Origin of the sequence: Shewanella sp. ISTPL2 (genome assembly GCF_013283205.1) — a bacterium.
Classification (GTDB): Bacteria; Pseudomonadota; Gammaproteobacteria; order Enterobacterales; family Shewanellaceae; genus Shewanella; species Shewanella oncorhynchi.
In genome coordinates this window covers 4,613,771-4,637,679 of the sequence record NZ_JAAPAV010000001.1, presented here as the reverse complement: position 1 = coordinate 4,637,679, position 23,909 = coordinate 4,613,771, and the positions used below count along the sequence as shown (strand labels likewise).

Annotated in this window: 34 protein-coding genes; 10 read left to right on the top strand and 24 right to left on the bottom strand. The window is 46.9% G+C overall.

The genetic code is table 11. The annotated features are described in order from the left end of the window. Nucleotides 1-211: 211 nt before the first annotated feature. Nucleotides 212-2,113, bottom strand: coding sequence for a sigma-54-dependent Fis family transcriptional regulator (locus HUB64_RS20720; protein WP_173497777.1), 1,902 nt, complete (start codon nt 2,111-2,113; stop codon nt 212-214). Between the two features lie 381 nt (nt 2,114-2,494). On the opposite strand from HUB64_RS20720, the gene HUB64_RS20715 reads away from it, so the two are divergent. After that, entirely contained in the window at nt 2,495-4,015 is a 1,521-nt protein-coding gene (locus tag HUB64_RS20715; RefSeq protein ID WP_006079725.1) for an aldehyde dehydrogenase family protein, read from the top strand. A 167-nt stretch (nt 4,016-4,182) separates the two neighbouring features. Here the strand turns inward: HUB64_RS20715 and HUB64_RS20710 are convergent, their stop codons facing one another. Then, nucleotides 4,183-4,686 (bottom strand): hypothetical protein, encoded by a 504-nt coding sequence (locus HUB64_RS20710; RefSeq protein ID WP_173497776.1) that lies wholly within the window; start codon nt 4,684-4,686, stop codon nt 4,183-4,185. 67 nt (nt 4,687-4,753) lie between these two features. Further along, entirely contained in the window at nt 4,754-5,218 is a 465-nt protein-coding gene (locus HUB64_RS20705) for a DUF2809 domain-containing protein (protein WP_173497775.1), read from the bottom strand. Between the two features lie 216 nt (nt 5,219-5,434). On the opposite strand from HUB64_RS20705, the gene HUB64_RS20700 reads away from it, so the two are divergent. From HUB64_RS20700 to HUB64_RS20670, 7 genes are all read left to right on the top strand, one after another. Continuing rightward, on the top strand, nt 5,435-6,022 hold the full coding sequence (locus HUB64_RS20700; RefSeq protein WP_173497774.1) for a cytochrome b/b6 domain-containing protein: 588 nt from the start codon (nt 5,435-5,437) through the stop codon (nt 6,020-6,022). Between the two features lie 53 nt (nt 6,023-6,075). After that, on the top strand, nt 6,076-6,522 hold the full coding sequence (locus HUB64_RS20695) for a DUF1924 domain-containing protein (RefSeq protein WP_006079721.1): 447 nt from the start codon (nt 6,076-6,078) through the stop codon (nt 6,520-6,522). A gap of 103 nt (nt 6,523-6,625) precedes the next feature. After that, the gene (locus HUB64_RS20690) at nt 6,626-7,189 is read left to right on the top strand and encodes a diheme cytochrome c (RefSeq protein WP_173497773.1); all 564 of its coding nucleotides are present in this window, start codon (nt 6,626-6,628) and stop codon (nt 7,187-7,189) included. After that, nucleotides 7,182-7,448, top strand: coding sequence for a PepSY domain-containing protein (locus HUB64_RS20685; RefSeq protein ID WP_012196525.1), 267 nt, complete (start codon nt 7,182-7,184; stop codon nt 7,446-7,448). The genes HUB64_RS20690 and HUB64_RS20685 overlap by 8 nt, the downstream gene beginning before the upstream one ends. Next, nucleotides 7,448-8,107, top strand: coding sequence for a response regulator transcription factor (locus tag HUB64_RS20680; RefSeq protein ID WP_006079718.1), 660 nt, complete (start codon nt 7,448-7,450; stop codon nt 8,105-8,107). Before HUB64_RS20685 ends, HUB64_RS20680 begins: the two co-directional genes overlap by 1 nt. 5 nt (nt 8,108-8,112) lie before the next feature. After that, nucleotides 8,113-9,429 (top strand): sensor histidine kinase, encoded by a 1,317-nt coding sequence (locus HUB64_RS20675; RefSeq protein ID WP_173497772.1) that lies wholly within the window; start codon nt 8,113-8,115, stop codon nt 9,427-9,429. Between the two features lie 99 nt (nt 9,430-9,528). Then, complete coding sequence (locus tag HUB64_RS20670) at nt 9,529-9,996, top strand: GNAT family N-acetyltransferase (protein WP_173497771.1); 468 nt, start codon at nt 9,529-9,531, stop codon at nt 9,994-9,996. A gap of 105 nt (nt 9,997-10,101) precedes the next feature. Here the strand turns inward: HUB64_RS20670 and HUB64_RS20665 are convergent, their stop codons facing one another. The 11 genes from HUB64_RS20665 to HUB64_RS20615 form a co-directional block, all read right to left on the bottom strand. Next, a complete protein-coding gene (locus HUB64_RS20665; RefSeq protein ID WP_006079715.1) occupies nt 10,102-10,299 on the bottom strand; it encodes a hypothetical protein in 198 nt (65 codons plus the stop codon). 411 nt (nt 10,300-10,710) lie between these two features. Beyond that, nucleotides 10,711-11,223 (bottom strand): DUF1993 family protein, encoded by a 513-nt coding sequence (locus HUB64_RS20660; protein WP_063885021.1) that lies wholly within the window; start codon nt 11,221-11,223, stop codon nt 10,711-10,713. Nucleotides 11,224-11,405: 182 nt separating this feature from the next. After that, nucleotides 11,406-11,774 carry a CbrC family protein gene (locus tag HUB64_RS23410; protein ID WP_173497770.1) on the bottom strand — a complete coding sequence of 123 codons (369 nt, stop codon included), beginning with the start codon at nt 11,772-11,774 and terminating at the stop codon, nt 11,406-11,408. 89 nt (nt 11,775-11,863) lie between these two features. Next, the gene (locus HUB64_RS20650; protein ID WP_173497769.1) at nt 11,864-12,151 is read right to left on the bottom strand and encodes a hypothetical protein; all 288 of its coding nucleotides are present in this window, start codon (nt 12,149-12,151) and stop codon (nt 11,864-11,866) included. Between the two features lie 125 nt (nt 12,152-12,276). Continuing rightward, the gene (locus HUB64_RS20645) at nt 12,277-12,522 is read right to left on the bottom strand and encodes an Imm32 family immunity protein (RefSeq protein ID WP_173497768.1); all 246 of its coding nucleotides are present in this window, start codon (nt 12,520-12,522) and stop codon (nt 12,277-12,279) included. Between the two features lie 83 nt (nt 12,523-12,605). Continuing rightward, entirely contained in the window at nt 12,606-12,932 is a 327-nt protein-coding gene (locus HUB64_RS20640; protein ID WP_173497767.1) for a hypothetical protein, read from the bottom strand. 75 nt (nt 12,933-13,007) lie between these two features. After that, nucleotides 13,008-13,388 (bottom strand): hypothetical protein, encoded by a 381-nt coding sequence (locus HUB64_RS20635; protein WP_173497766.1) that lies wholly within the window; start codon nt 13,386-13,388, stop codon nt 13,008-13,010. Between the two features lie 70 nt (nt 13,389-13,458). Then, nucleotides 13,459-14,016: a hypothetical protein gene (locus HUB64_RS20630; RefSeq protein WP_173497765.1), complete on the bottom strand. Its 558-nt coding sequence runs from the start codon at nt 14,014-14,016 to the stop codon at nt 13,459-13,461. Nucleotides 14,017-14,120: 104 nt separating this feature from the next. Further along, on the bottom strand, nt 14,121-14,669 hold the full coding sequence (locus tag HUB64_RS20625; protein ID WP_254451443.1) for a hypothetical protein: 549 nt from the start codon (nt 14,667-14,669) through the stop codon (nt 14,121-14,123). Further along, on the bottom strand, nt 14,651-14,968 hold the full coding sequence (locus HUB64_RS20620) for a ribonuclease E inhibitor RraB (RefSeq protein WP_173497764.1): 318 nt from the start codon (nt 14,966-14,968) through the stop codon (nt 14,651-14,653). The genes HUB64_RS20625 and HUB64_RS20620 overlap by 19 nt, the downstream gene beginning before the upstream one ends. 72 nt (nt 14,969-15,040) lie before the next feature. Beyond that, nucleotides 15,041-15,487: a hypothetical protein gene (locus tag HUB64_RS20615; RefSeq protein ID WP_217363109.1), complete on the bottom strand. Its 447-nt coding sequence runs from the start codon at nt 15,485-15,487 to the stop codon at nt 15,041-15,043. Between the two features lie 318 nt (nt 15,488-15,805). Between HUB64_RS20615 and HUB64_RS20610 the strand changes: the two genes are divergently transcribed. Next, nucleotides 15,806-16,765, top strand: coding sequence for an integron integrase (locus HUB64_RS20610; RefSeq protein WP_173497762.1), 960 nt, complete (start codon nt 15,806-15,808; stop codon nt 16,763-16,765). Nucleotides 16,766-17,134: 369 nt separating this feature from the next. On the opposite strand, the gene HUB64_RS20605 is transcribed toward HUB64_RS20610, so the two are convergent. The 10 genes from HUB64_RS20605 to HUB64_RS20560 form a co-directional block, all read right to left on the bottom strand. Continuing rightward, complete coding sequence (locus tag HUB64_RS20605; RefSeq protein WP_173497761.1) at nt 17,135-17,494, bottom strand: hypothetical protein; 360 nt, start codon at nt 17,492-17,494, stop codon at nt 17,135-17,137. Then, entirely contained in the window at nt 17,484-17,699 is a 216-nt protein-coding gene (locus tag HUB64_RS20600; RefSeq protein ID WP_173497760.1) for a helix-turn-helix transcriptional regulator, read from the bottom strand. Before HUB64_RS20600 ends, HUB64_RS20605 begins: the two co-directional genes overlap by 11 nt. A 72-nt stretch (nt 17,700-17,771) precedes the next feature. Further along, nucleotides 17,772-19,040 (bottom strand): tyrosine-type recombinase/integrase, encoded by a 1,269-nt coding sequence (locus tag HUB64_RS20595; protein ID WP_173497759.1) that lies wholly within the window; start codon nt 19,038-19,040, stop codon nt 17,772-17,774. Then, nucleotides 19,041-19,265 (bottom strand): hypothetical protein, encoded by a 225-nt coding sequence (locus HUB64_RS20590; protein ID WP_006082025.1) that lies wholly within the window; start codon nt 19,263-19,265, stop codon nt 19,041-19,043. It lies immediately after the preceding gene. Continuing rightward, the gene (locus HUB64_RS20585; protein WP_173497758.1) at nt 19,255-19,938 is read right to left on the bottom strand and encodes a replication protein P; all 684 of its coding nucleotides are present in this window, start codon (nt 19,936-19,938) and stop codon (nt 19,255-19,257) included. Before HUB64_RS20585 ends, HUB64_RS20590 begins: the two co-directional genes overlap by 11 nt. Then, complete coding sequence (locus tag HUB64_RS20580; protein ID WP_173497757.1) at nt 19,935-20,726, bottom strand: helix-turn-helix domain-containing protein; 792 nt, start codon at nt 20,724-20,726, stop codon at nt 19,935-19,937. Before HUB64_RS20580 ends, HUB64_RS20585 begins: the two co-directional genes overlap by 4 nt. Before the next feature lie 143 nt (nt 20,727-20,869). Continuing rightward, nucleotides 20,870-21,622: a hypothetical protein gene (locus tag HUB64_RS20575; RefSeq protein WP_173497756.1), complete on the bottom strand. Its 753-nt coding sequence runs from the start codon at nt 21,620-21,622 to the stop codon at nt 20,870-20,872. Nucleotides 21,623-21,785: 163 nt separating this feature from the next. After that, nucleotides 21,786-22,112 carry a hypothetical protein gene (locus tag HUB64_RS20570; RefSeq protein WP_006082030.1) on the bottom strand — a complete coding sequence of 109 codons (327 nt, stop codon included), beginning with the start codon at nt 22,110-22,112 and terminating at the stop codon, nt 21,786-21,788. Nucleotides 22,113-22,117: 5 nt separating this feature from the next. Further along, nucleotides 22,118-22,741: a hypothetical protein gene (locus tag HUB64_RS20565; protein WP_173497755.1), complete on the bottom strand. Its 624-nt coding sequence runs from the start codon at nt 22,739-22,741 to the stop codon at nt 22,118-22,120. 43 nt (nt 22,742-22,784) lie between these two features. Further along, complete coding sequence (locus HUB64_RS20560; RefSeq protein WP_012089987.1) at nt 22,785-22,979, bottom strand: Cro/CI family transcriptional regulator; 195 nt, start codon at nt 22,977-22,979, stop codon at nt 22,785-22,787. 105 nt (nt 22,980-23,084) lie between these two features. On the opposite strand from HUB64_RS20560, the gene HUB64_RS20555 reads away from it, so the two are divergent. Continuing rightward, nucleotides 23,085-23,774 (top strand): S24 family peptidase, encoded by a 690-nt coding sequence (locus tag HUB64_RS20555; RefSeq protein ID WP_173497754.1) that lies wholly within the window; start codon nt 23,085-23,087, stop codon nt 23,772-23,774. Nucleotides 23,775-23,909: the final 135 nt, after the last annotated feature.

The window sequence follows — 23,909 nt, the reverse complement described above, 5'->3', positions numbered from 1 at the left end:
TAGAAGAAACGATCTTTATCGATTATATGAATCAACAAAACCTATTAGACATAAATTGGCAACAACAAAAAATCACATTGTCAGATACTGAAGCTAGAGATTGTAGACTAAAACCTCTCGGTTTTAGTCTATTGCGAAGTGGATAAACGTGGGGTGATTAAAAGATATTTAGCGATTGATTGAGCTTCACAACAAGAGCCGTAAGCTAGCATTAATCCTTAAGCCCCATCTGTTTTAATCGCCGGTACAAGGCATTACGGCTGATCCCTAAACGCTTAGCGCATTGGCTCACATTGCCATTACAGGCTTGGTATGCCTGCAGCACATTGCTATAAATCGCCTCATTTAGGGAATCCGATTGAACCTTTGTGGCATTCGGCTCCACAGCGAACTTACCACTTTGCAGCGGTGATGCAGAAGGTTGACCACTTACCTCCTTAAATTCATCACATAAAGATTCAGCTTGTAACAGGCCTACTTTTAACGGCTCGCATGTGAGTTTGGCCGCCAGATAATCGGGTAAATGTTGCCAATTGAGGGTATTGTCCCCTTCTGCCATCAAGCAAGCGACTTGCATGAGGTTATCCAGCTCACGCAAATTCCCCGGCCAGTCGTATTGCATCATTTTCCCTAACAGTTCTGGGCAGATATCCTGCGCGGCGATACGATGTTTACGATGCAATTTATGGATAATACGCTCGATATCCTGCCGCTCACGCAGCGCAGGTAAACGTACTTGCAGACCATTCAATCGATAGAATAAATCCTGCCGAAACAGCCCTTGAGTCACCTGTTGTTCTAAATCCATATGGGTTGCGGCAATGATTTGGATATCGACTTTAAAGCTTTGATTACTGCCAACGGGCACCACTTCGCGCTCTTGCAATACCCTGAGTAAACGACTCTGTGCCGCCAGCGGCATTTCGCCAATTTCATCTAAAAACAAAAAACCGCCGTGGGCTTGGCGAATTTTACCGATAAATCCAGTGCGGTTTGCCCCAGTAAAAGCGCCTGCCTGATAACCAAAAAGTTCAGATTCGACTAACTCGGCAGGCAATGCGGCGCAGTTCACTGCCACTAAGGGCTCGGTGCGACGCGCACTCTGGGCATGGAGCTTTTTAACAAATTGCTCTTTACCCACCCCAGTCTCACCGAGCACTAACAGCGGAATTTGCTTGGTGATCACCTTATTGGCATGTTGCCAAGCGCGTTCTAATTGAGGATCGCGAAACCGAACCCCCAATTGACTGAGCGATTTATTGCTAATCGCAACTCGACCCTTAGCGCTGGGAATATTTAAGGATTGAGTCTGTAGATGCAAGGCTAAATGCTGATTAAAACCACCCGCTCGGCTCCAATTATCGCCTAAGTACTGCTCGACGGTATCGCCCACCTTGGCATGATTAAGCAATTGTTTCGCCATGGGATTACAACCCACGATGCGGCCATCGCTATCGGCAATCACTATACCCTGCCAACCCGAATTGAGCAGATTGGGCTGCGCCGCTAAATCGATTCGATAATGGCTATCGGGCAGATGGCACAAAAGCGCGGTCTCGACCTGCTGCGCCAAACTGGACACTAACATTAGCGTCTGCTGAGTGTGCCTTTGCTGCTCGCTGGTGATATCAATCACCCCGAGCATCTCACCTTGGGGGGAAAATATCGGGCAAGCAGTGCAACTCATAAAACGATTCTGGCGAATAAAATGTTGCTCACCCACCACAGAGACCGCTTGTTTGGCGGTAAGTGCCGTCCCTATCGCATTGGTGCCCTTGTGCTGCTCAAGCCAATTCACCCCAATATCCAAAGCCACATCTGCCAGTTTTGTGGAGTAATGGCTCACACCCCAATGCCTAAGCACATAACCCTCGGCATCGGAGAGCAGGAGTCGGCTATTAGAATGCGCCATCAACTGATTGAACAAAGGCAAGGCATGGGATTGCACTAATGCTATGAGCATTTGATATTGCTCATGTTTCTGCTTTAGTCCGCAGGCATCGAGCCTAAGATCTTGGGGTAACTGAAATTCTGACAAGCCAGCGCCAATGCTGCGCTGCCACGAATCGGCCAACCACGCCTGTGTCGATGGTAAATGCGGTTTAACTGCCATAGCCGTGCTCCCCAGAGCTGTGTTCCGTTTCAGCACAATTGCTGTGTGCCACTCAATGACAAAGTAACCACAGGACACACTTCTCTCCCTGAGTGCCCATACTTATTCAAATCTGCAAAATTAGCTTTTCATCATACTGTTAGCACAACAAGTGTACAACTCCTGCCAGTTTGGCACTCTCCTTGCGATGCACCCTTGGTATGCAAGCCTCAGGTGTTGCATAAGAGAACACTAAGCCAATCAATAGGATTGGCTTAAAGCAAAACGAAAAATATTTAAAAAGGCATCCAGCAGAGATGCATCAACAAGACTCCCTTGCTGAAGCCAAGAGCGTAAAAATCGCCAACGCCCAGCATGCCATCCACAAGAAGGAATGATTCTATGATTTATGCTCAACCCGGAACCGCAGGCGCAATCGTTAACTTCAAAGAAAAATACGCCAACTTTATCGGCGGAAAATGGGTCGCCCCAGTCAATGGCAAATACTTCGACAATCGCTCCCCCGTGAATGGCCAAAACTTTTGCCAAATCCCGCGATCCGATGCACAAGATATTGAATTAGCATTAGATGCCGCTCACGCAGCCAAAGAAGCATGGGGTAAAACCTCAGTCACCGAGCGCTCAAACCTGTTACTGCGCATTGCCGATCGCGTCGAGCAAAATCTCGAATACTTAGCCGTTGCCGAAACCTGGGAAAACGGTAAAGCGGTGCGTGAAACCTTAAATGCCGACTTGCCCTTATTCGTCGATCATTTCCGCTACTTTGCGGGTTGTATCCGCGCACAGGAAGGCAGCGCTGCCGATATCGATGGCAACACAGTCAGTTATCACTTCCCAGAGCCTTTAGGCGTGGTCGGCCAGATCATTCCTTGGAACTTTCCACTCTTAATGGCCGCATGGAAAATCGCACCTGCGCTAGCGGCGGGTAACTGTGTGGTACTCAAGCCTGCGGAGCAGACGCCAGTCTCGATTCTGGTCTTGCTCGAGCTGATTGAAGACCTATTACCCGCGGGTATTCTTAACGTAGTCAACGGCTTTGGCGCCGAAGCAGGACAAGCTTTGGCCACCAGCAAACGCATCGCTAAATTGGCCTTTACGGGCTCCACCGAAATTGGCTATCACATTTTAAAATGCGCCGCCGAATCCTTAATTCCATCGACCGTTGAGCTTGGCGGTAAGTCGCCTAACGTGTTTTTTGCCGATGTGATGGACCATGAGGACGAATATTTAAATAAAGCCGTCGAAGGTATGTTGCTGGCCTTCTTTAACCAAGGTGAAGTCTGTACTTGCCCATCTCGGGTGCTAGTCCAAGAATCGATTTTCGATCGCTTTATCGAAAAAGTGCTCGCCCGCGCGCAAACCATTAAACAAGGCGATCCCTTAGATACCGACACTCAAGTCGGCGCTCAAGCCTCTAAAGAGCAATTCGATAAAATCTTAAGTTACTTAGCCATAGGTAAGGCTGAAGGTGCAGAAGTACTATTGGGCGGCACACTTTGCCAACTCGATGGCGGTCAAAGCGAAGGTTATTATATCAGCCCGACGATTATGAAAGGCCACAATAAGATGCGTATCTTCCAAGAAGAGATCTTCGGCCCCGTCATTTCGGTCACCACTTTTAAAGATGAAGCCGAAGCCTTAGCGATCGCGAACGATACTGAGTACGGCCTAGGCGCTGGTGTGTGGACACGGGACATGAACACGGCTCAACGCATGGGACGTGGCATTCAAGCGGGCCGCGTGTGGATTAACTGTTATCACGCCTATCCAGCCCATGCCGCCTTTGGTGGATACAAAAAATCCGGCATCGGCCGCGAAACCCATAAGATGATGCTCAACCACTATCAAAATACCAAGAATCTCTTGGTGAGTTACGATGTGAATCCTTTAGGTTTCTTCTAAGGTTTTTGGGGCTCAAACAAGCTGATGTGAGGAAGCTTTTATTTCGGTTTTTAAACGTCTTTGCAAGCAAGCTTATTAAACTTTCCGCATGAGTAATCGATACAAGTGATAAACATGAAAGGGCGAATAGCCCTTTCTTTTTTAACTGAATTTAATTCAAACCTCACTCAGTTTATATTATCAATCCGCGCTAAACGCTGAGCTAATTCAGCAAGAGAGGAGGCTGTTTGTGGATCGCTTTGGGGATCGATAACTTCAACCAGTTTAAGTTTGGGCTGAAAAGGTAACCAAGAACTGCCCGTTGTCATCACTAAATCCAGCACAAACTGACCATAATAGTGCAATCTCAGTCGGTTATCCGTCATAGGCCAATGGGCATAAAGCAGAAAAGAATCGTACATTTGCGCCAAAGAGGTTGTCGCAATGAGCTTAAACCCTTCATCAAGCAGACTAAACTCGGTCGATTCTTCGAAGGGACAATCGAAAGAAGTGATGACCAAATACCCCAAGGTTTTATTGGATAAAACGCAGCGATATTGGGCTTCAATCACTAGGCCTGCAATAAAAGTGTGAGTAGGTTGGCCATTAAAATACAGAGGCATTTTCAGTGGATGAGGCTCAACCCCATCGGCATGCTCTGTTAGCAGTGAAAACCCCGTTATCGGTTGCATCCCTAACCCCACTTATCTCGTCTATCTGCGAAAATACACGTCACGCAACTCTTGCGGATTCAAAGCACTAGGACTGACGGCTTTTCCAATAACAGCCCAGTAAGATCAAATAGCCGACAAAATACGCCACGAGATCGAGTGGATCAAAATGGCTACCTATCACTATTCGCGCCAAGCGATTTCCGCCCAAGCCTAGCTTGTCGACTAAACCCCAATACTGACCAAACTCGATAGCAAAGGCAAACAGCAATACCGAAAACGCCAACCAAGGAGTTTGAAAAAAACGCTTCATGCCCTCGCCTGTGTTTTGTGCTAGGGACTTTTCTGCTGGGCTGTCAACCGGAACGACAGCCCGCACCATGCAAAACAGTAAGATCACCACCAATACATCGCCCACAAAACCACGGATAAAACCCGCAGGTGCATATAAGGCGATTAAGACTTCGGTCAAAAATAATAAAACGGCATAAATACAAAAGGATTTACGACTCGAATTGCGGCTGATGAAAGCGCGCATAACGGCGGTAGACATAAATAAGTTAATCCCTTCACTCAGTTGAGATGGCAGAATTTACCGTAATACCAATAGCTTAACAAGTGAGTTTTCGTTGACATTTAAGACTCGCCACACGAGCAAGCGCACCACTCACCCCCATCAATTCGATAAATGTTCGCGCCTCAAAATTTAAGCGAGGTTTAAGTTTGGGTTAAGTAGCCTACACCTAAACCCACTTAGGAGCGTCACACCATGCCATCAAACACACTGCAAACCATCAAAGTCTGGGACCTGTTGATCCGCATATTCCATTGGTCACTCGTCGGTTTTTTTACCTTAGCCTACCTCACTGAAGGCGAAGACGAGTGGATGACCATCCACAGTTACGCAGGTTATAGCATCTTAATTTTACTGGTGTTTCGCCTGCTGTGGGGAGTGATGGGCACACACAATGCGCGCTTTAGCAACTTTATCACTCGCCCTAAAGAAGTACTGGTGTACCTCAAAGGGCTCGTCACGGGCAAAGCCAAAGACTACATAGGCCATAACCCCGCTGGGGCAATGATGATAGTGGCCTTGATTGCTAGCATTGCCATCACGGGATTCTCAGGCATGGCACTGTACGCCACCGACGGACACGGCCCATTAGCCACGGGCTTTTTCGCCACTTGGCCCGAAGGCGCCATAAAAGAAGTCCATGAATTCTTTGCCAACTTCACCGTGTTCCTTGTGGTCATCCACGTTGGCGGCGTCATCGTCAGCAGCCTATTGCACAAAGAAAACTTAGTCAGAGCCATGGTCACGGGCAAGAAACAACGCCCTGCGGAACAAAAAGATTAATCCATTAGCCATTTTGCTTAGCAATAAGACATCCAGCCCAAAAGGAATGCTCTATGAACAGATTAACCAGACATACGAATAAAAGTCGCCTTGCCATTGTCGCGATTTCCACCTTGCTGCTGACTAGCCTTAGCGTTAGCGCCGCCAACAGTAAAGTGCAAAGCCTGCCACTTAGTGCCGAGCGCATCGGCACGCAGCTGCAAAGTTATCAAGCCCAAGGCGCTGGACCCTTTACCGCAGCCGCAGGACAAAAGCTTTGGTTACAGGACATGGACGGTCGTAGCTGCGCCAGTTGCCATACCGCCAAAGTCACCGACATGGGGATGCACCAAAATACCCGTAAACCCATTGACCCTATGGCGCCGTCGATTACCGCAGATCGGTTAACCGACTCAGCCAAAATCGAGAAATGGTTTACCCGTAACTGTAACTGGACCTTTAAACGCGACTGCACGCCACAGGAAAAAGGCGATGCCTTACTCTGGTTAAGCCTGCAATAACCGCCAAATGTCGACCGTATCACTCATTCAATTAGCTCATTTAATTAGATCAATTAATTTCAATACCTTCCACAGAAGGTAACGGCACAAAAAGGAAGATGTCATGACTCAACAAGCACACCCTATTAGCTGGATCTTAGGTTCATCACTCACAGCTGCGGCATTAGCCATTGGCGTTATCGGCATCAGCCTAACCTTAGCCAGCACAGGCTATGCGGACGATGGCCGCGAGCTCAGCCGCGCCGTTCCACAGAATGCGGAATACACGGCAGAATGTGGTAGCTGCCACATGGCTTATCCAGCCAATTTACTCCCCGCCAATAAGTGGCGCGCCATTACCGCAAATCTTGATAATCACTTTGGTGACAACGCCAGTCTAGATCCTCAAGTCACTGCTAGAATTGAGGAATATCTGGTTCAACATGCGGCGCAAAATGGTAAGGTGATGAAAAACAGCACGCCGCTGCTCGTAGGGTCTGGGCCGCAGAAGATCACAGAACAGGCATATTTTATTGGCAAACACGATGAGATCCCAAGACGTATGGTGCAAGATAACCCCAAAGTCGGCTCATTCAGTCAATGCAGCAATTGTCACAACCTCGCAGAGAAGGGCATATTCGATGAAGATACCGTTAATATTCCTGGCTTTGGCCGTTGGGATGATTAGCAGCCCCAGCTGCAATGCCCACGACGATGATCTTTCAAACAAAGTGGTCGAGTGGGTTAAGGAGGGCAAGGTTTTGCCCTTCGACACCATAATGCAACGCTATGAATCACGGCTAAAGGGGCGGTTGCTCGATCTCGAAGTCGAGCAAAAACATGGAAGGATCATCTACGAGCTCGAAATCCTTCGTGATGATGGCATAGTGTATGAAATCAAAATTGACGCCAAAACCGGCGAGTGGCTAAAGGAAAAGGTCGACTGATGCGTTTGCTATTGATTGAAGATGATACCGATCTGGTCGCGCGCCTCATTCCCGCCCTTAACAAGGCGGGTTATACCGTCGAGCACGCCGATAACGGTATCGACGGTGCCTTTTTAGGCGAAGAAGAAAACTTCGAAGCCGTGATCCTCGATCTCGGTTTACCCGGCAAACCTGGTTTACAAGTCCTTGGCCAATGGCGACAAAAAGGCTTGGCTATGCCAGTGCTGATCCTCACCGCCCGTGATGCGTGGCACGAACGGGTCGACGGTCTCAAGGCGGGTGCGGATGATTACCTCGGCAAGCCTTTTCACATTGAAGAACTACTCGCAAGGCTCGAAGTGTTGATCCGCCGCCACTTTGGCCGCGCCGACAATGTGTTGCAGCATGCAGGCGTCTCCCTCGATGTCGACAAACAAGCCGTCACTAATGTTGATGGTGAAGTGATAGAACTGACTAAGATTGAATATCGTCTGCTGCATTACTTAATGGTCAATCCCAGCAAGATCGTCTCTAAGTCAGAGCTCAGTGAACGCATTTACGAAGAAGATCAAATCAAAGACAGCAATGTCATCGAAGTGTACGTCAACCGCCTGCGCCAGCGCTTAGGCAAGGATTATATCGAAACCCGCCGCGGCCAAGGTTATCGACTCAAGGAGTAAAAGGCGTGTATTCACTCAAGAGCTATCTGACGCGCAATCTGCTGATCACGCTCACCTTTGCTATGGTGCTGTTGCTGTATTTTCTGTACCAAGGTATCCAAATATTAACCCAAGACTTTGTTGCCTCTCGATTGCAACACGATGCCGACAGCCTGATCTCCGCCCTGAATCACAATCCCGATGGCACTTGGGCGCTCACCTCCGACCGTTTGCCCAATGTGTACCACAGGGTTAATTCTGGGCATTATTTTGCGATTCAAATCGGCGAGCAAACTCTGCGTTCACGCTCCCTATTCGACCATAACGTAAACATGCTTAAGCTGACCTCTGGTGAACAACACCAAGCCACTGAGTTTGTCGGCAAAGAACATTGGCTGATGTTCAGTCAGGCCGTTATCAAAGATGATCAGTTAGTTATCCTGTGGGTGACAGAAGACATCAGCGAGATCGAACAAACCCAAGTGCAGTTTTTAGCCTTTGCCAGCGCAGCCGTGTTGCTCACGATTGTTATTCTATTAATAGCACAGTATCAATTACTTAAACGCGGTTTTAAACCCTTAGAGCAGATGCCAGAAGCTATCCGGCAAATGCGCACCCAAGGGCAAGAAATCAATCCTGACCAAGTACCAAGCGAGATAGTCCCACTGATCGAAGAGATAGATCGTTTAGTCAATCAATTGGGCCAGCGAGTACAACGCTCCCGTAATGCCTTGGGTAACTTAGCCCACGAAATGAAACGTCCGTTACAAGGGCTGCAGTCCTACCTAGAAAGCCTTCAACCAGAACAGCGGAGTGAGGGCGGCAAGGTGCTCGCAAACCTGCACCACATCATCGAGAGAGAGCTTAAGCGCACTAAGATTGTCGGCCTGTCCACTCCAGGGCGTTATACTGTCCTCGATGACGACCTAGCGCCACTGATTCAAGTGATGCAGCGCATTTACCCAGACCGCATTATTCATAGCCATTACACGAGCGGCTTAGTGATGCCGTTTGATCGGGATGACTTACTCGAACTCTTAGGCAACTTGCTGGATAATGCCTGCAAGCATGGTAGCAAAAATATTGAGATCCATATCAGTCAGCAGAACGTGCCAACCACAGGCTATGGGATAGAAGTGAGTGATGATGGCGAAGGCGTCTCCGATGCCGCGCTGTCCGTTATCATTGAGCGCGGCATTCGGCTAGATGAAAGCATCCAGGGCCATGGTTTAGGATTATCTATCTGCAAAGATATCGTCGACAGTTATCAAGGCGAACTCGGTTTTAGCCATGCGAAACAAGGCGGGCTTAAAGCCAGCGTATTTCTGCCGATCCCGAATTAAGCGGTATACTCACTCGGCCTATGACCACTAAGTTCATGCAAGCCAATAGAGGGTATAATTTGCCCATTCCCCCTTTCAGCAATCAGTCTAGAGATTTATATGAAAGTTATCGACCTAAAATCTGCCCCGCAACACATTCCACAATTGGCGGAGTGGCATCATCAAGCATGGGCACATTTGAGTTCTGCGGATGCTTCTGTCACCACGCTGATTGAGGAAATGAACGAGTATTTAACTGACGCCGCCATCCCCAAAATGTTTATCTGCGAACAGGAAAATCAAGTGATGGGATCATCTTCATTAATCACTGCAGATATGGACAGCCGAACTGACTTAAGCCCTTGGCTCGCCAATGTGTATGTGAATGCAAACCATCGAAATAAAGGATTAGGTAAGTTGCTAGTCAATGCCGTCATTGAGCATGCTAGAGCGATTGGTTTACAGAAAATCTATTTGTTTACTGCAGATAAAGCCGATTTTTATCGAGCGCTGGGTTGGTCAATGATTTCACATGAAGATTATAAGGGCGAGATGGTCACGATAATGGAATATAAATTTAAGAAGTGAATGTTTAAAGAGAGTGAGCAAGCCTCACGACGGGCGTCGTGAAGCTGTACATGCTGGCTAAATATCTAGATGTGATATCCAATACTTAGCGACAAGCCAAAGGCTTTAGTCAATTTCTATATCCACGCCGAAACGATTGGATAATTGGCGTTGCTCGTGCAGAATTTCAATTCGGCGGCGAGTGTCTTGGGTTAACTTGTCTTTGAGGCGCAAACCACTAGTAATGGCGGCTTTTTTTGCTTTCTTGCTCTTAGTTGTCGTTGCATCAGTTGGACTCTCGACGGCTTGAGATTCGATAGACATAGCTAACTCCTTTAATTAGAACCTTAAATAGGCTCTTCCAGTAAATCCCTGCTCAAAACGAACAAACAGGTCATCTTTATAATGAGTCAATTCGCCATTCACTATTTAAGTAATAGATAATTTGGCGACTCATAAACTTACGGCCCATATCATTTACCTAAGCCAACAAAATTAAATCACATGCTAACAGGATAAAAATAATCGAGACGTAAGGTCGAAATGAAAAACTGAGTATTGATTGACTTCATCCGCGTAACAGAACCCTAACGAGTCCTAAATTTCCAGCGACAAAGCGGCATAACATAGGTAGAGAAAGAACAGGTAGTAATGCAGAAAGGTTGGTAAGCTCGAGCGGCAAAGCGCTGCTGCGCAACAATTAGGCTACGCAACAGTACTACATCTAGCCTAGATTTACGACTTATATGGCATAGCGCCGAGGTAATCTTTCTTGCCAATTTCAACACCGTTGTGGCGCAAAATCGCGTAGGCTGTTGTTACATGGAAGTAAATGTTCGGAATAGCGTGCTCAATGGCAAACTCATAACCTGTAAGATATTTTCCTTCCCATCGTGGTTGTGAGACATGGATCGTGGCCGCATTAGCAAAATCATCCGCTTTAAACGTCGCTAAATAATCCAAAACCGAGCTAATACGCGCTTGCAACTCAGCCAGCGTCGTCTCGCTATCATCATGCTTTGGTACTGTATCTAAGTTATCAGTCAAACGTGCTACGCCAATTTTGGCAGTATCGCAGGCAATTTGAACTTGGCGAATAAGATTGAATTGATCCGGCGCTAAACGTGAGTTTAATAGCACCGCCATATCAACTTTCTTGAGGTTTGCGAAGCATTCGCCTTTTTCAAGAATAACGCTTAAATTTTTCAGCATCTTGCTAAATTGTACAACCGTTAAATCATAAAGCATGGCATAGACCTCATTGATGGACGCTACAAAACTGCAGCACTTAAGACGATCTTGGGGCAAATTACTCAATTTCAATCATTCTTGGAATTTAAGTATCTGCTTAATAATAAATACTTCAATATAAACGATATTAAGTCAATTAGGACGAGAAAAAGATAGACGTTACCAGTAGGCATAGAGCGTCAGCTACAAGCCAAGAGATTAAAATTATCTCGGACTGATCCGAATAACAATAACGTACACTCGTAGGAATTGGGATGGCCGGCTATGACGATAACCACATACTTCGAGCCCAAAGCATGTGCGTCACTGACACGAATTATCCACGACACCATAACGAAAAAAGCCTCATCTTTCGATGNGAACATTTTAGCTGCACCACCATCGGCAATGCACCAAGGACAGATTGAGTCTGGTCTATTTTTACTATAAATAGAACCTGAGTAAACGTACCCCTGCTGATGCTTGCAGCAATCACATGAGTTTTTACTCTCTACTATACTCCCAGTTTTTATCGGATCGGGATGGTATTTAAACTTGGGAAAGATCATAACTCACCTTAGAAATATAACGCTTTAAACAGCGGAAAACGCGAGCGTTTTGGCGCAGCCAGTGAACGGTTTTCCGATGATTTAACTTGTTATACATCATCTTCATCGTTGTACTCCGAGAGATAAATAGACATACCTAAATCAGTACACTTTTTCATTAGTTGAACTGACAAAATAGGACCTCCACCATTAGCCCCTTCTCTCGGTGTGAAACCAATATCGGCTATCCACTGATGTCCAGATGGGAGATTATCGGCATGTTCGGTAAGCCAGTTTTCAAAAATTTTAAATAATTCTGGTAGATCCCAGGACTCCTCAGCCAAGCGAACATAATTCTCCGAATTCCCGTCAGTTACTTTTCTAATCCAGATAGACAAATCTGCAAGATCCTTTTGATGTATAACGCTTTGCTAATGGGCTGCCGCAGCACAGCGTAGGCAGTCCCGTGGAGGCCATGCTTTTTGTGGCCGGAACGAAATTAAGCAACTTGTTATATTCCAATTTATGAACCTTTATGGCCATACACTATTAAATGATTGATTATTTGCCGTGATTCAGGATTACCTTGAAGCTCATTTGATAATTCATTTCCACCCCAATCCTCTGTCATGAAGTGATCATGAGCTTGCCCTGATTTTTCAGCCTGATTTGCTATCGCTTCCAATCGGCTAGCAAGCCAACGCAACTTTTCAGGTGTTCCATGTATGTACACTTGGAGTGCTTCTACATCTTTTTCAACAGTTAGCATGGTCCACCATTGGCATATAACGCTTTAAATATGGGGCGCGTGCTGTTTTCGCGTCCCAGCCCAGCTTGCTGGGCGAACATAATTTACTTGTTAGTACGATATACCGCACCAACGCCTAACGGGTCTATTTCAATCTGCGACGTAAACCTTACGTCTGCTATTTTAACTACACCGTGCTTAACAAACTGGGCAACTATTTCGAAAGCTTCAGAAGCTTTCGCTTCAGTGACATTGATTGAACTTTGATATATCAGAACGATGTCGGATTGAATAGTATCTTTTAGGAGTTTACTAAACTTCCGATCGTCCAGTTCTTCACTATCATTAAAAACCCGCACCCAATTACCACAAGGTCCTATTCTGCCGTGTGATAGCGTGTGCATGAGAGTGATAATTTCTCGATTCGTCATTTATCGTACTAACGCCCCAAGCAGGGGATTTTATGAGCGTTTTTCAGCGAGTAAAATTTCCGCTGAATTGGCTTGTTAACTGCTTTTGCAAATACCATGAATTTCCTTTGTATCAACGGACTTTTGCACTTGAGACCAGTTTTGACCGTCATAATAATTAACGACTACGCCATGCTTATATACATGAATCGTAATATCGTCTGATTTATAAAAATAACCAGGAACAGCAGTTGCTACATAGTTTTGCCAACTTGAGTTATTCAGTTGTAACCATTTATTAAGCTGAGCATATTCAACTGAATCCTTGTTGATTTTTCCGTTGCATGTAACCCAAGCATCAGGATGGTAAATGGTAAAATCTATATCTTTTGAGCGATCAAACCACAAAAGCAATGCACCAACTATGACCACTCCTCCAATAAGAACATATGCAATTACTTTCAGAAACTTGACCATGCTAATCCATGCATTAAGGGGCGGGCTTTAGCCCGTCCCAGTGAGCGTAGCGAGCGATTTGAACCCATTGTTATGTTCTTGTTGGCTCAAAAAATAAACCTTTCAATTTTTCGCGTTGAACCAGCGAGATGAAGCGCTCGCTTGCAATCAAAAGCGGTGATTTAGAGTTGCCTGAGCCAAAGGCCACATCCGTGCGAGATAAATCATGGCGTGGAGGCTCCTTTAAGAATGCTGGTATAGCCCCAACAACTGACTCGTAGTTACCGCATGCCGAGCAGTATTTGTCTGCTTTCGATTTTCGCTTCTCAGTGTCAAAAGGCACTATGTTAGTTACAAACATAACAAAATATAGTGGCTCTCGATTAATTGCCACAAAATGTATGCCCGTTAAGCCTTCTCTAGAAATGGCTTCTTTGAATTTCAGTGAGGCTATATAGTAACCGTCATAGGTCGCTGATAAATCGTCTGTTTTTCTTTTTATTCTAAAATTATCATTAATAAAATCAAAATTAGTTCTGATTTTGCATTCTGGGCAGACCTTTACACCAATCACATTCTCAAAGACTCTATCTGTGCACGCGCACATATATGAGTCATTGTCATTCACGCTGACTGAGTAATTTTGCACGGTCTCTCCGTTTCTACCAGAACATAACGCACGCCTAAACGGCGAGCAACTTGTTGCGAGTCCAGCGGCCGCAGGCCGCGATGTTTAAGGCGCTTGTTATGTACTTATTCACTCATGAGCTTATAGGCAATTGGGTACTCATTTTTGTAAGAATCAGAATTCAAATATTCAGCTAATGAGGCACAAGTATTTTCTTTTTCGAACTGACTCATTTTGTTAAATAGAATGATCCTATTTCTTGAAACTTGTTTTTCCATTTCAAATAGCTGTTCACGCATATCTATTGGAGTTCTATCTAGCCCGTTAGTTAAATTAGCAACCACAGAACTATTTCGAGTCTTCCATTTATCAATAGCTTCTGAAAGTAGCACTCCTTTTTCAGGTGCTTTCCGTTCGCACATGAACTTTATAACATCTACTTTTTTAAAGTAGCCATATATTATTCCAACTGCCTCTCCCTCATTTTCGGCATCTAACTCAGAGTTTGAGTGAGCAAAACTGGATATCATTGCAGCAAAAACAACTATAAATACTCTCATACTCAACCTAGGTACATAACGTTTGGTTAAGGGGCGGGCTTTAGCCCGTCCCAGTGAGCGAAGCGAACGATTTGAACCATTTGTTAGGCTATGTGCTAGTGCAATATTCCCCAAGACTCGCAAACTCCACCAAAAGGTTGCATTGCGGAACTAGCATTTCTTTGAGTAGATGTGACGCCTTCATAAGTAATAGGGGCATTTATTTGAAATTGCACATACCCAGCATAATCTTCATCTGGCTCGTAGACCTCAATATTGCAGTATTGAGCTTTGAGTAATTCAAGAGCCTCTGGTGCTGGCGGCCAACGATCAAAGTCAATGTTGTAATCAACCGTATAGGATTTAGAAAAATCGAAGCCATCGGCTTCAAGCCGTTGGAGCACATCCCCATCTGCATCATTAGGCCAGGTCACAGAACTCTCCTTGTTGCCTAACGCTCAAAGCAGCTGCGCGGTACGCGTCGGCTGCCTTTGCTTGTTAGGGCTTTATGCCAGGTTAAATACGACATTGCCCGATTTAAATTGTTTTAGTTTAATAGCCGACTCATTTAGCATCGTCTCAGCACCAGTTAACAACCAAAAGTTCTTAACGGTTTGAGCTGCGGGTTTTTCTGATTTTTCGTTGTAGCAAACCAGCGTGTTGACACTACGTTTTTTGAGCCAACTTCTTAATTTTTTGTACAGTGCTTCAACAGCCTGATGTGAAGAGAAGTTGTAAGAACCTTCCAGATCAGTTGAAGCAATAGCAATACGGCCTGACGTAAGGATTCCATCTTCTAGGATGCTTCGCTGATATTGGATAAAACCATCATCGAATAGAATCTCATCGAAGTGTTTCCCCTGCTTGATACTTACCCCATCGATACTGAGAAGGTGATTATCAAAGGCTACATGATCATCTTGATTCATAAAGTATTGAAACTCACTCCGCATCTCGATTCCTTTGTAGCCCTAACATTTTATTAGTGCGCATGCGCGTTTACCTCATTAGACCAGTAAAAACGCGCACTGTTAATTACTTGTAATAAAAGGAACTTATCAGCTTTTTTTCAAATACACCATCTGGAAAAACGCGCATGCGCGTTTCCCAAACCTATTATCTCAAACCATCAAAAAATAACTTATTGATAATTAATACAATATATAATTTAACATAAGTGTAAACGCGCAAAAAAATTTACACTCTTCCTTGATTTAAGCGATTTCTAAATAATACTGTATATATAAACAGTAAAAGCAAGGATTGCTATCATGAGTATAAAAAGCCCTTTTTTAAGCGGTGTTCAAGAAGAAATGCGCATGCGTGGTTACAGTATTAGAACAGAAAAATCCTACCTGTATTGGATCAAGGCGTTCATTAACTTTCACCACAAGCATCACCCTGAAACGATGGGAACAGAGGAGGTCGCACAATTCTTAACCTTTCTTGCCAATCAACGGAATGTGGCTATCAACACTCAAAAAATTGCACTGAACGCGTTAGCCTATTTGTACCAGAAACATTTGCATCATGAGCTTGGAAACTTAGGTTTTTGCTATGCCACAAAACAGCGTTATTTACCTACTGTGTTATCCCCATCAGAAATCTCACTAATACTAAATGAGCTTGATGGCCGCGATAGGCTAATAATAGAACTACTCTATGGTAGTGGACTTAGAGTTTCAGAATGCCTCAGGTTACGTATCCAAGATATTGATATTGAACAAGCTTCGTTGACTGTGAGGGATGGTAAAGGTCATAAAGATAGACAAACAATCCTTAGCCATAAATGTGCCATTAAACTCACAGCATATATTAATAAGGCAATGGAGATTCAACACCGTGACAACCAACAAGGGATCGGCCCTTCCCTACCCAATGCGTTAGAGCGTAAGTATCCAAATGCCTTTAAGCAACACGGATGGATGTTCATTTTCCCTTCAACCACAACCTGCATTAATCCTTATACAGGAACGCTTTGCAGGCATCATCTTCATCAGAGTGTTATTCGTAAAGTGCTCGGCAATGCGGTGCGTAACATCAAAATAACTAAGCGTGTTACCTGTCATACATTTAGACATAGCTTTGCAACCCATCTACTTCAATCGGGCAGTGATATCAGAAGTGTTCAGGAGCTACTTGGTCATAATGACGTTAGTACAACACAAATCTACACCCATGTGCTTGGCCAACATTACGCAGGGACAACGAGTCCATTAGATAAGTTATAAATTCTAAGTAATAAAGCAATCTCGATTGCCTCTAGTAGTCTTACTAATTCAGGTCAACTAACACTTAACTTACAGAGTGTTTGGATAGCCCCGTAAAACACTTGGGGGTAACTGGCGTTAGCCCAAACAAATGCATAAAGGCGTATTGCGGCAAGAGCACCAGAATGATAAACCCACAAAACAATCATTTGTAAAAGCCTAGTTTCATTGTGATCAATATCGAGCTCACACCTAAGCTCAGTGCATCATTTAATAGCGAATTATTTCGCATAGGGATCTGTCCGAACCTTTGATAAAATCCAATCAACGGGTTAGCAGTCTTGGTGGACAACCGTCTAACCCGCCAGCCCTCGCAAGAGGGCGTTCCTTCTAACTCATCCTATCCAGCAGTGCCATTTCGGCTTTTCTTAGCCAGAAGATGTATGACTTTTTACTGTCAAATCCCATTAAGGCCCACTGCTCTTTGCAGAGGTAATGGGCGCGAATGGCGCGTTTGCAGTTAATGGATAACTGCTCAACGAGCTGGTCAAAATGGGCGACATGGGCAGGCACGTTGAGTTCGTGCTTTAAGTTGCCACCGCCCAGCGCTTCGCCTAAACGGTCGCAGGCGCTGCGGTTTGAAAACCCCTTGCCCAATTCTTGGTGCACCCAATAACGGCCCCAGCGATACAGCCCTAACCGCAACGCCTTAATGTTCATCCTCTGCTCGGGTTCATCGCTAAAGCCCATTAGCCACCTCATTTATCTTCTCAATCGAAAGCTTAAACACATCAAGGCATATCGATGTCACATCGTCATAGGGCGCAGTAGTACGGCCATTTTCCCAACGTTGGTAAGTGTTGCGGCTAATGCCGTAAATCTCAGCCACTTCGTCTTGGGTCATGCCCCGTAAACGGCGCCCTACTTTCAATACATCCGTGGCGCGATTAGCCATAAATCCTCCTGCGTGAAGTCCATAACCCACTCGTTTTATTTGTGATTGTTTTTGTGATTGTTATTGTCATTGTCATAACCACCCCACTAACATTGGCTCGTCTGGCTCACTCGGCTCAGTGGTCGATTGGCGCATAATCTCAGGCGCCACATCATCAAACCCCAGCGTGATTAAGTGTGCGTGGTAGGCATCTAATGCCATCAACATGCCCTTATCTAAAGTGCTGTTAACGTACGTGCGTAGCAGCAATGGCAAGGTGTGATTCAAAATCCGCTCACCCACCATAGTATCGACGCCCATGTCGGCAATAATGGTGCGGCACAGTTTTCTTAATGCGTGGGAGGTAAACGCCTTAAACCGAATCGTTTCACTCCAATACTGCGCGGTGCGAATGCTCACCGGCCCTACTTCGCCTGGGAACAAAAACGCCCGCTTGCCCACATGCGTGTATTGCCATTGGGCGTAATGGGTAATAAGTTTCTTGGCTGTGGGCGTCATGGGTAAGCGATGCTCTTGGCGGTTCTTGGCATTCTCAGCGGGAATAAACCAGTAATCGCCGGCAAAGTGGTCCCAACGTGCTAAGCGGGTTTCACCTATGCGGGTACCGAACATCAACATCAGCACAAACAACATGGCCACCGGTCTTGCTGCATTTCGCAATGCGCTGAATAACGGGCCCACGTCCGACTCACTTAATTGCGTGCCCACCAAAGGCGGCATCTTCAAACTCATTTGCACCCGATACCCCGCCAAGCTATTGGTGTCTAACACCCGTAAATCGGCCGCAACCGATAACGCCCGCTTTAACACTTTCACCGCGGCTTTGATGTAATTGGCCGAATACCCCTGCGCCAACATGGGTTTGATTAAATAACTGTCCACTGCGATAAAGTTCAGCTCATTAAGCGGTAACTCAGCAAAGCAGCCGCTGAGATGTTTACTCACTAACGATTTGCAGTTACTGCGCCAGCTGTTGCTTAAGGTGCGGTTGCATTCCACATGGTTCACAAACCACGCCAGCAATTGCGCGACGGTCGCAAACTCGTTGCTGATGACCGTTTGGCCCATGCTGCGTTTGGCGAGCAAACTGGGTAACTCCGCTAAAAAGGTCTTCAAGCACATCACTGGCCACACGCCCTGCTTTTGCCACACAGTTTTGCCCGCTTCGTTCATCACTAAATACACTGAGGCTTGGCGTCTATCGGTCGAAGCCCGTAACCGCACCGCCGGAAACTGCGTGTCCCGAAAGTCCCGTGTTATCCCTGCCCGCAACCAACGGCGCAATACTGCATCGTTTAACTTGCCTTGCTCTACGCCTGTTGCTGTCATTACCTGCGCCATCTAACCCTCCAACCGATATTCAAAGGTGTGATGGGTACCTGAGCGTATGCGCTTCACTCGCTGGTTCATCGGCATATCCCGAAACCGCGCACTTAACGCTGTCTCACTGTCGTGAACTCCAAAGCGGTTAAAGCTTTCTTGCTGGATTTCAAACAGAGTCCAAAACCGTTTGCCGGTGATGATGCGCATCAAACGTTCGCGCTGTGTCAGTGGTTTAGTTGCCATCGTTTGCCCCCTTAAGCCCAAGGTTGGTTCGTAGCGTGGCAATAATTGATTTCGCCTTGGCCGCCTCAGTGGGCCGCGTCACCGTTTCGGGTAATGCCTTTGGCAATTCAACATCGGTCAACTCGCCACGGCTAAAGCGCCGACACAGCACTGTGTAATTGCGCTCAAAGGTCATTAACACGTCCTTTTCGAGCCCAGTCGCAAACATCCAACTGCCTGTTTCACGCACTGCTAAGCGCACCACATCATGGCTCCACGTATGCTTATCAGGGTGATGGTAATGGCGCGTTGCCTCCTTGAATGCCGCCTCTAACTTAGGCAGCCCCAAATCACAGGCCGTCGGTTGGCACCAAAGCGCAAACTGGCGCGGTGTCGGCCAAAACTGCCTATCGCCCTGCTCGCGTCTAGCGCGATTCAGCCCCGCTTGCACTTGCTCGCGGCTGGCAATGCCCTGTGCCGCCAAGGTTTTAAGCCACTCGGCTTTGTGGGTCGCTTCGTCCTCAGGCCGTGGCGCACTCACCGGAAACAACACCCGCAACTTGCTAAACACGCTGTCCACAATCGCCATGTCCATCGCCGTGGGCTCAGGTTGGCTCACACGCCCCTGCCCAACCAGCGGCTGGCGCATCAAGGTCTGCAGTGATTTCATGCTCGCATTTGGGTTGGCCGTCATATCAAGGGGTCCTCAGGGTCATACACCGCGTAGCTCCAATCCACTTGCCCAACTGCCGCGGCCATCGGTCTTGGCAGCGGCGTTAGCCAGTGGCGTTCGCGGATAAACTTGGTAATACCGAGCACAAACTGGCCGTTAGCACTAAAGCCCCAACTCGCATCCAGCGCCGCAGCCTCCTTCAACCAGCTCACCGCCAACACACAATCAGCATCGGTCAGCTTTTCAGCCTTCCACGCTTTCCACGCAGCCGAATCCGAGCCGCCTTTGCGATGGGCGGGATAGGCTTTGAAAAACGCATTGAAAACCGACTTAGCACTCGTTGCTGGACAAGAGTCTTTTAAAGATTCATTGATAGATTCAAGATTGATAGATTCTGGGTGAACCAGATTCACTAGGAGTGGTGAACCACGTTCACTAGCTGGTGAACCATATTCACTAGGGGGCAAATCTGCGCCATTGGGGGATAGTGAATTTGCTTCACCCCCTAATACAGCGGCGTCTCCCTTGCATTTTGGCGCCATCGGCTCAAAACGAATATGGAAAATATTGGTGGAGTTACCCTTCTCGCCCTTGCGATATTCGCGCCGTAAAAAGCCGTCGTCCTCCAACGTTTTTACGTGGTTCATCACACTGCGACGGGTTATCTCACACTGCTCTGCAATGTTCTGGTAACTCGGCCAGCATTCGCCTTGGTCATTGGCGTTATCGGCCAGCTTGATCAACACCAGCTTGCGCAGTGGATTGCCCACCTTGGCCTTCATCGCTTTTACCATCAATTCCATACTCATAAGTCACCCCCAAACGGAGCAACCCACAAACTCGAATTGACGCAAACCCCATGCTTCAGTAACATGATATTGCCTCACTTAGGTATTAAGCCCGCATTCGTCGCCAAAACTTCAGCGGGCTTTCTTATGTCTACTGCAACGGGTCAACTGCAATGCGCCCCGTTGCCCTCCGCTCGCTCGCCTTCACTGCCAAGCAAGTAAACCTTGTGCGCCAAGTTACTGCGCAACTGGCTAAAAAAATCACGCCGTTTAATGTGCTCGTTGCGGCTAGTCACGATGGTATTCACATTAGCTGCATTCATATCAGCGGCATTCGCATTAGTTGCACTCGCATCAGCCGCGCCTACATCCGCTGCCAATAGCGCAATAGAACGTTCCGCGCGTTGTTCTTCCATCAGCAGATAATTCATAATCCAGTCGATGCTAACCGTCGGCAGCAACAATTGCTTGCCACTACCCAGCAACGCCTTATCCACTATGTCGGTCGCGATAACCGCCCAACGCTCGGGGCGACTATGCTGCAATTCATCGCAGCTCCTTAACACCTCAACCATTCGCCCCACCTGCGTTCGTCTAAACAACTCCGCCGTGGTATGCCCATGAAAACAGGCAATGTCTTTGCCCATGTTCACGCCACTTAACGGGGCCCGTTCAGAGGTTGCCGCGCTAGGATCTTTGGCGTTAGGCTCAGTGCGATTAGGCATGTTCGACTTAGATTTAAGCGCCATCGCCTTAAGCATTAACTGCTTTGCTTGCATCATGAGTAACGTCACTTGCGCGGTTTCCATTTCGGTCAGCGCGGCCACGGCGGGCCCATCAGCACGGCCAACTTGCCCATGTACCGAACACGCGGCGCCGCCCTCCAAACAACAAATTAAACATTCAGGATCAAACATCGTTTATCCTCCTCACTGCCACTTAGGTATCAAGCCCGCATTCGTCGCCAAACTGTGGCGGGCAATTTGATAACGGCGTTTTTTACGCGCCCAGTTATCACTTAACTGATTTGTGAACATGCCATTCACTCCTTCTTTCATTCCAACAAGTCGTTTCACCAAGTCATTTCAACAACTGCCATTTATGCCCATTGGCACAAACGGCGCGTTTTGAGCCCGACTTGGTTTGCTTTAAAGCCAAACCGCACTGGCCACACGGCACATCAGCCACCCGCTTAAGCATCACCGCATTAATCTGTGCGCTGTGATTCGCGCGTTTAGGCCGATACCCTAACGCCCGCGCCACTTTTACATACTCTTTCGCAATCCATTTGCCATCGGGTTCTAAGTGCAAACCGTCGCCGATCATGTCGCCCAAGCGGACCAACTGCTGGTGCAACTCGGTCTTAGCGCTGGCGATAACATTGATGTTAAGGTTCGATTGCGGCATAGCTATCACTTCTCGGCCGCGAATTGCGCCGCCTTACCGCCATGACTCGCTAAATACGGATATGCCAGCTCTAACGCCGCCATGCTGGCTTGCGTGGTCGCCGCCGACTCTTTTAACTCGCGGTGCGCCGCCACTAACTGCTCGCGCTTGGGCTCCTCGCCCAAATGGATCACCGCCACTTGCGCCTCGGCGTTCTCTTTGGTGAGGGATGCCGCCATATCGGCCACATGCAACACATGGCCGTCATTCATGCGGTCGGCAATGACCGTCACCCCAGTGCAACCAAACACATCGTTGAGATACTGCACCCGCAAATGCTCAGGCAGTGCCGCAACCAATGCTTGCTCAACATGAAACAAGCGATCCGCCTGCGGATGTTGGCCCTCGTACTGGCCGAGCCAACGGAACAGCTTTTGCGCATTTATCCGCGCATCGTTGTGCACGTCTTGGGTGCTGGCAAAGCTAATGCCCTCCGCCGCCAGCACCTCACTCAGCCCGAGGCGCTCAACCGCCGCAACAAAATCTATCGCCAGCGCAAAGCGCGTCATCTTAGGTAACTCCAACACCCGATGAATCGTTTTCATCAACAAATTCAAACGGCTATCTTTTTTACGTGAATGGGTTTTCATGCTAATAAGCCTCTCTCTGTTAACGTGTTATGACGGTTCAGTATTAAGCAGCATGCTCAGGGCTCATTAACGGCAACTCAGTCGCCTTGAGCTCACCACCAGTTAACCGTTCGATTTGATAAGCGCGGAGTTCGGGAACATCTTCCCCCCACTGGCTAATTGCCGATTTAGTAACACTCAAAGCCTCAGCCAGTTTTAGCTTGTTTCCAAAATGCGAGATCGCATCTTTCGTTTTCATAGACAAACTCCGACAAGTAATTTCAACCGAGGTTAAGAAAACTCAACTAAAATGTCAACAAAAGAAAAGGTAACTTGACTTACGTTAAGTTAAGATAGCTTTACTATGATGAATGAACGCATTAAACAAAGACGCAAAGAGCTTGGTTTTACACAGCCAGCCATTGCCAAAAAAATAGGCTTAACTAAAGCCACAGTATCGCTTTGGGAATCAGGCTCTACCTCTCCCAAAGGCGAGAACCTGCATGCCTTAGCGAAAGCCTTAAGCTGCTCACCCGAATATCTTCTCTTTGGAAATAAAGAAACTAAACCGGAATCCAACGCTGAATGGGCTGGCGGTTTTGAGATATGGGATAGTGATACCCCATTAGGGGAAGATGAAGTTGAAATACCGTTTTACATGGAAGTGGAGCTAGCCGCAGGGGATGGCATTCTCGATTGCCGCGAATTTAAAGGACCAAAACTGCGCTTCACTAAGAGCACCCTTAAGCGTCAAGGTGTGAATAGCGACTATGCAGCCTGTGTCAAAGTGAACGGCAACAGCATGGAGCCCATATTACCCCACGGCTCAACGGTTGGCGTCGATACCTCTGCCACCGATGTGATCGACGGCAAAATGTACGCAGTTAACCACGATGGCATGCTGCGTATCAAAGTGCTGTATAAATTACCCGGTGGTGGCTTACGTCTTCGTAGCTACAACACTGACGAATATCCAGACGAACGCCTCGATGCCGACCAAGTCAAGCAGGTCAAAGTGATCGGCAAAGTGTTTTGGTATTCAGTCTTGCTGTGACAATGGTGCAAAAGCGACTGTATCACGAAAATAGCTTTTCCAACGTTTTTTTGAGTATAACCCTGTTAAACAATTACGCTTAATATCTAGATTCGGCTTAACCATTCTATTAGCAACTAAAGCATGTAACGCCCA

Coding starts and splice junctions, on each gene's coding strand:
- HUB64_RS20600 (WP_173497760.1), bottom strand. CDS start 17,699: ATGGCTAATCGCGCCACGGATGTATTGAAAGTAGGGCGCCGTTTACGG.
- HUB64_RS20555 (WP_173497754.1), top strand. CDS start 23,085: ATGATGAATGAACGCATTAAACAAAGACGCAAAGAGCTTGGTTTTACA.
- HUB64_RS20715 (WP_006079725.1), top strand. CDS start 2,495: ATGATTTATGCTCAACCCGGAACCGCAGGCGCAATCGTTAACTTCAAA.
- HUB64_RS20720 (WP_173497777.1), bottom strand. CDS start 2,113: ATGGCAGTTAAACCGCATTTACCATCGACACAGGCGTGGTTGGCCGAT.
- HUB64_RS20595 (WP_173497759.1), bottom strand. CDS start 19,040: ATGGCGCAGGTAATGACAGCAACAGGCGTAGAGCAAGGCAAGTTAAAC.
- HUB64_RS20610 (WP_173497762.1), top strand. CDS start 15,806: ATGAGTATAAAAAGCCCTTTTTTAAGCGGTGTTCAAGAAGAAATGCGC.
- HUB64_RS20615 (WP_217363109.1), bottom strand. CDS start 15,487: ATGCGGAGTGAGTTTCAATACTTTATGAATCAAGATGATCATGTAGCC.
- HUB64_RS20605 (WP_173497761.1), bottom strand. CDS start 17,494: ATGGGCTTTAGCGATGAACCCGAGCAGAGGATGAACATTAAGGCGTTG.
- HUB64_RS20575 (WP_173497756.1), bottom strand. CDS start 21,622: ATGTTTGATCCTGAATGTTTAATTTGTTGTTTGGAGGGCGGCGCCGCG.
- HUB64_RS20705 (WP_173497775.1), bottom strand. CDS start 5,218: ATGTCTACCGCCGTTATGCGCGCTTTCATCAGCCGCAATTCGAGTCGT.
- HUB64_RS20670 (WP_173497771.1), top strand. CDS start 9,529: ATGAAAGTTATCGACCTAAAATCTGCCCCGCAACACATTCCACAATTG.
- HUB64_RS20710 (WP_173497776.1), bottom strand. CDS start 4,686: ATGCAACCGATAACGGGGTTTTCACTGCTAACAGAGCATGCCGATGGG.
- HUB64_RS20635 (WP_173497766.1), bottom strand. CDS start 13,388: ATGGTCAAGTTTCTGAAAGTAATTGCATATGTTCTTATTGGAGGAGTG.
- HUB64_RS20570 (WP_006082030.1), bottom strand. CDS start 22,112: ATGCCGCAATCGAACCTTAACATCAATGTTATCGCCAGCGCTAAGACC.
- HUB64_RS20660 (WP_063885021.1), bottom strand. CDS start 11,223: ATGCTTTATGATTTAACGGTTGTACAATTTAGCAAGATGCTGAAAAAT.
- HUB64_RS20695 (WP_006079721.1), top strand. CDS start 6,076: ATGAACAGATTAACCAGACATACGAATAAAAGTCGCCTTGCCATTGTC.
- HUB64_RS20700 (WP_173497774.1), top strand. CDS start 5,435: ATGCCATCAAACACACTGCAAACCATCAAAGTCTGGGACCTGTTGATC.
- HUB64_RS20640 (WP_173497767.1), bottom strand. CDS start 12,932: ATGACGAATCGAGAAATTATCACTCTCATGCACACGCTATCACACGGC.
- HUB64_RS20645 (WP_173497768.1), bottom strand. CDS start 12,522: ATGCTAACTGTTGAAAAAGATGTAGAAGCACTCCAAGTGTACATACAT.
- HUB64_RS20560 (WP_012089987.1), bottom strand. CDS start 22,979: ATGAAAACGAAAGATGCGATCTCGCATTTTGGAAACAAGCTAAAACTG.
- HUB64_RS20690 (WP_173497773.1), top strand. CDS start 6,626: ATGACTCAACAAGCACACCCTATTAGCTGGATCTTAGGTTCATCACTC.
- HUB64_RS20585 (WP_173497758.1), bottom strand. CDS start 19,938: ATGACGGCCAACCCAAATGCGAGCATGAAATCACTGCAGACCTTGATG.
- HUB64_RS20580 (WP_173497757.1), bottom strand. CDS start 20,726: ATGAGTATGGAATTGATGGTAAAAGCGATGAAGGCCAAGGTGGGCAAT.
- HUB64_RS20685 (WP_012196525.1), top strand. CDS start 7,182: ATGATTAGCAGCCCCAGCTGCAATGCCCACGACGATGATCTTTCAAAC.
- HUB64_RS20680 (WP_006079718.1), top strand. CDS start 7,448: ATGCGTTTGCTATTGATTGAAGATGATACCGATCTGGTCGCGCGCCTC.
- HUB64_RS20665 (WP_006079715.1), bottom strand. CDS start 10,299: ATGTCTATCGAATCTCAAGCCGTCGAGAGTCCAACTGATGCAACGACA.
- HUB64_RS20565 (WP_173497755.1), bottom strand. CDS start 22,741: ATGAAAACCCATTCACGTAAAAAAGATAGCCGTTTGAATTTGTTGATG.
- HUB64_RS20590 (WP_006082025.1), bottom strand. CDS start 19,265: ATGGCAACTAAACCACTGACACAGCGCGAACGTTTGATGCGCATCATC.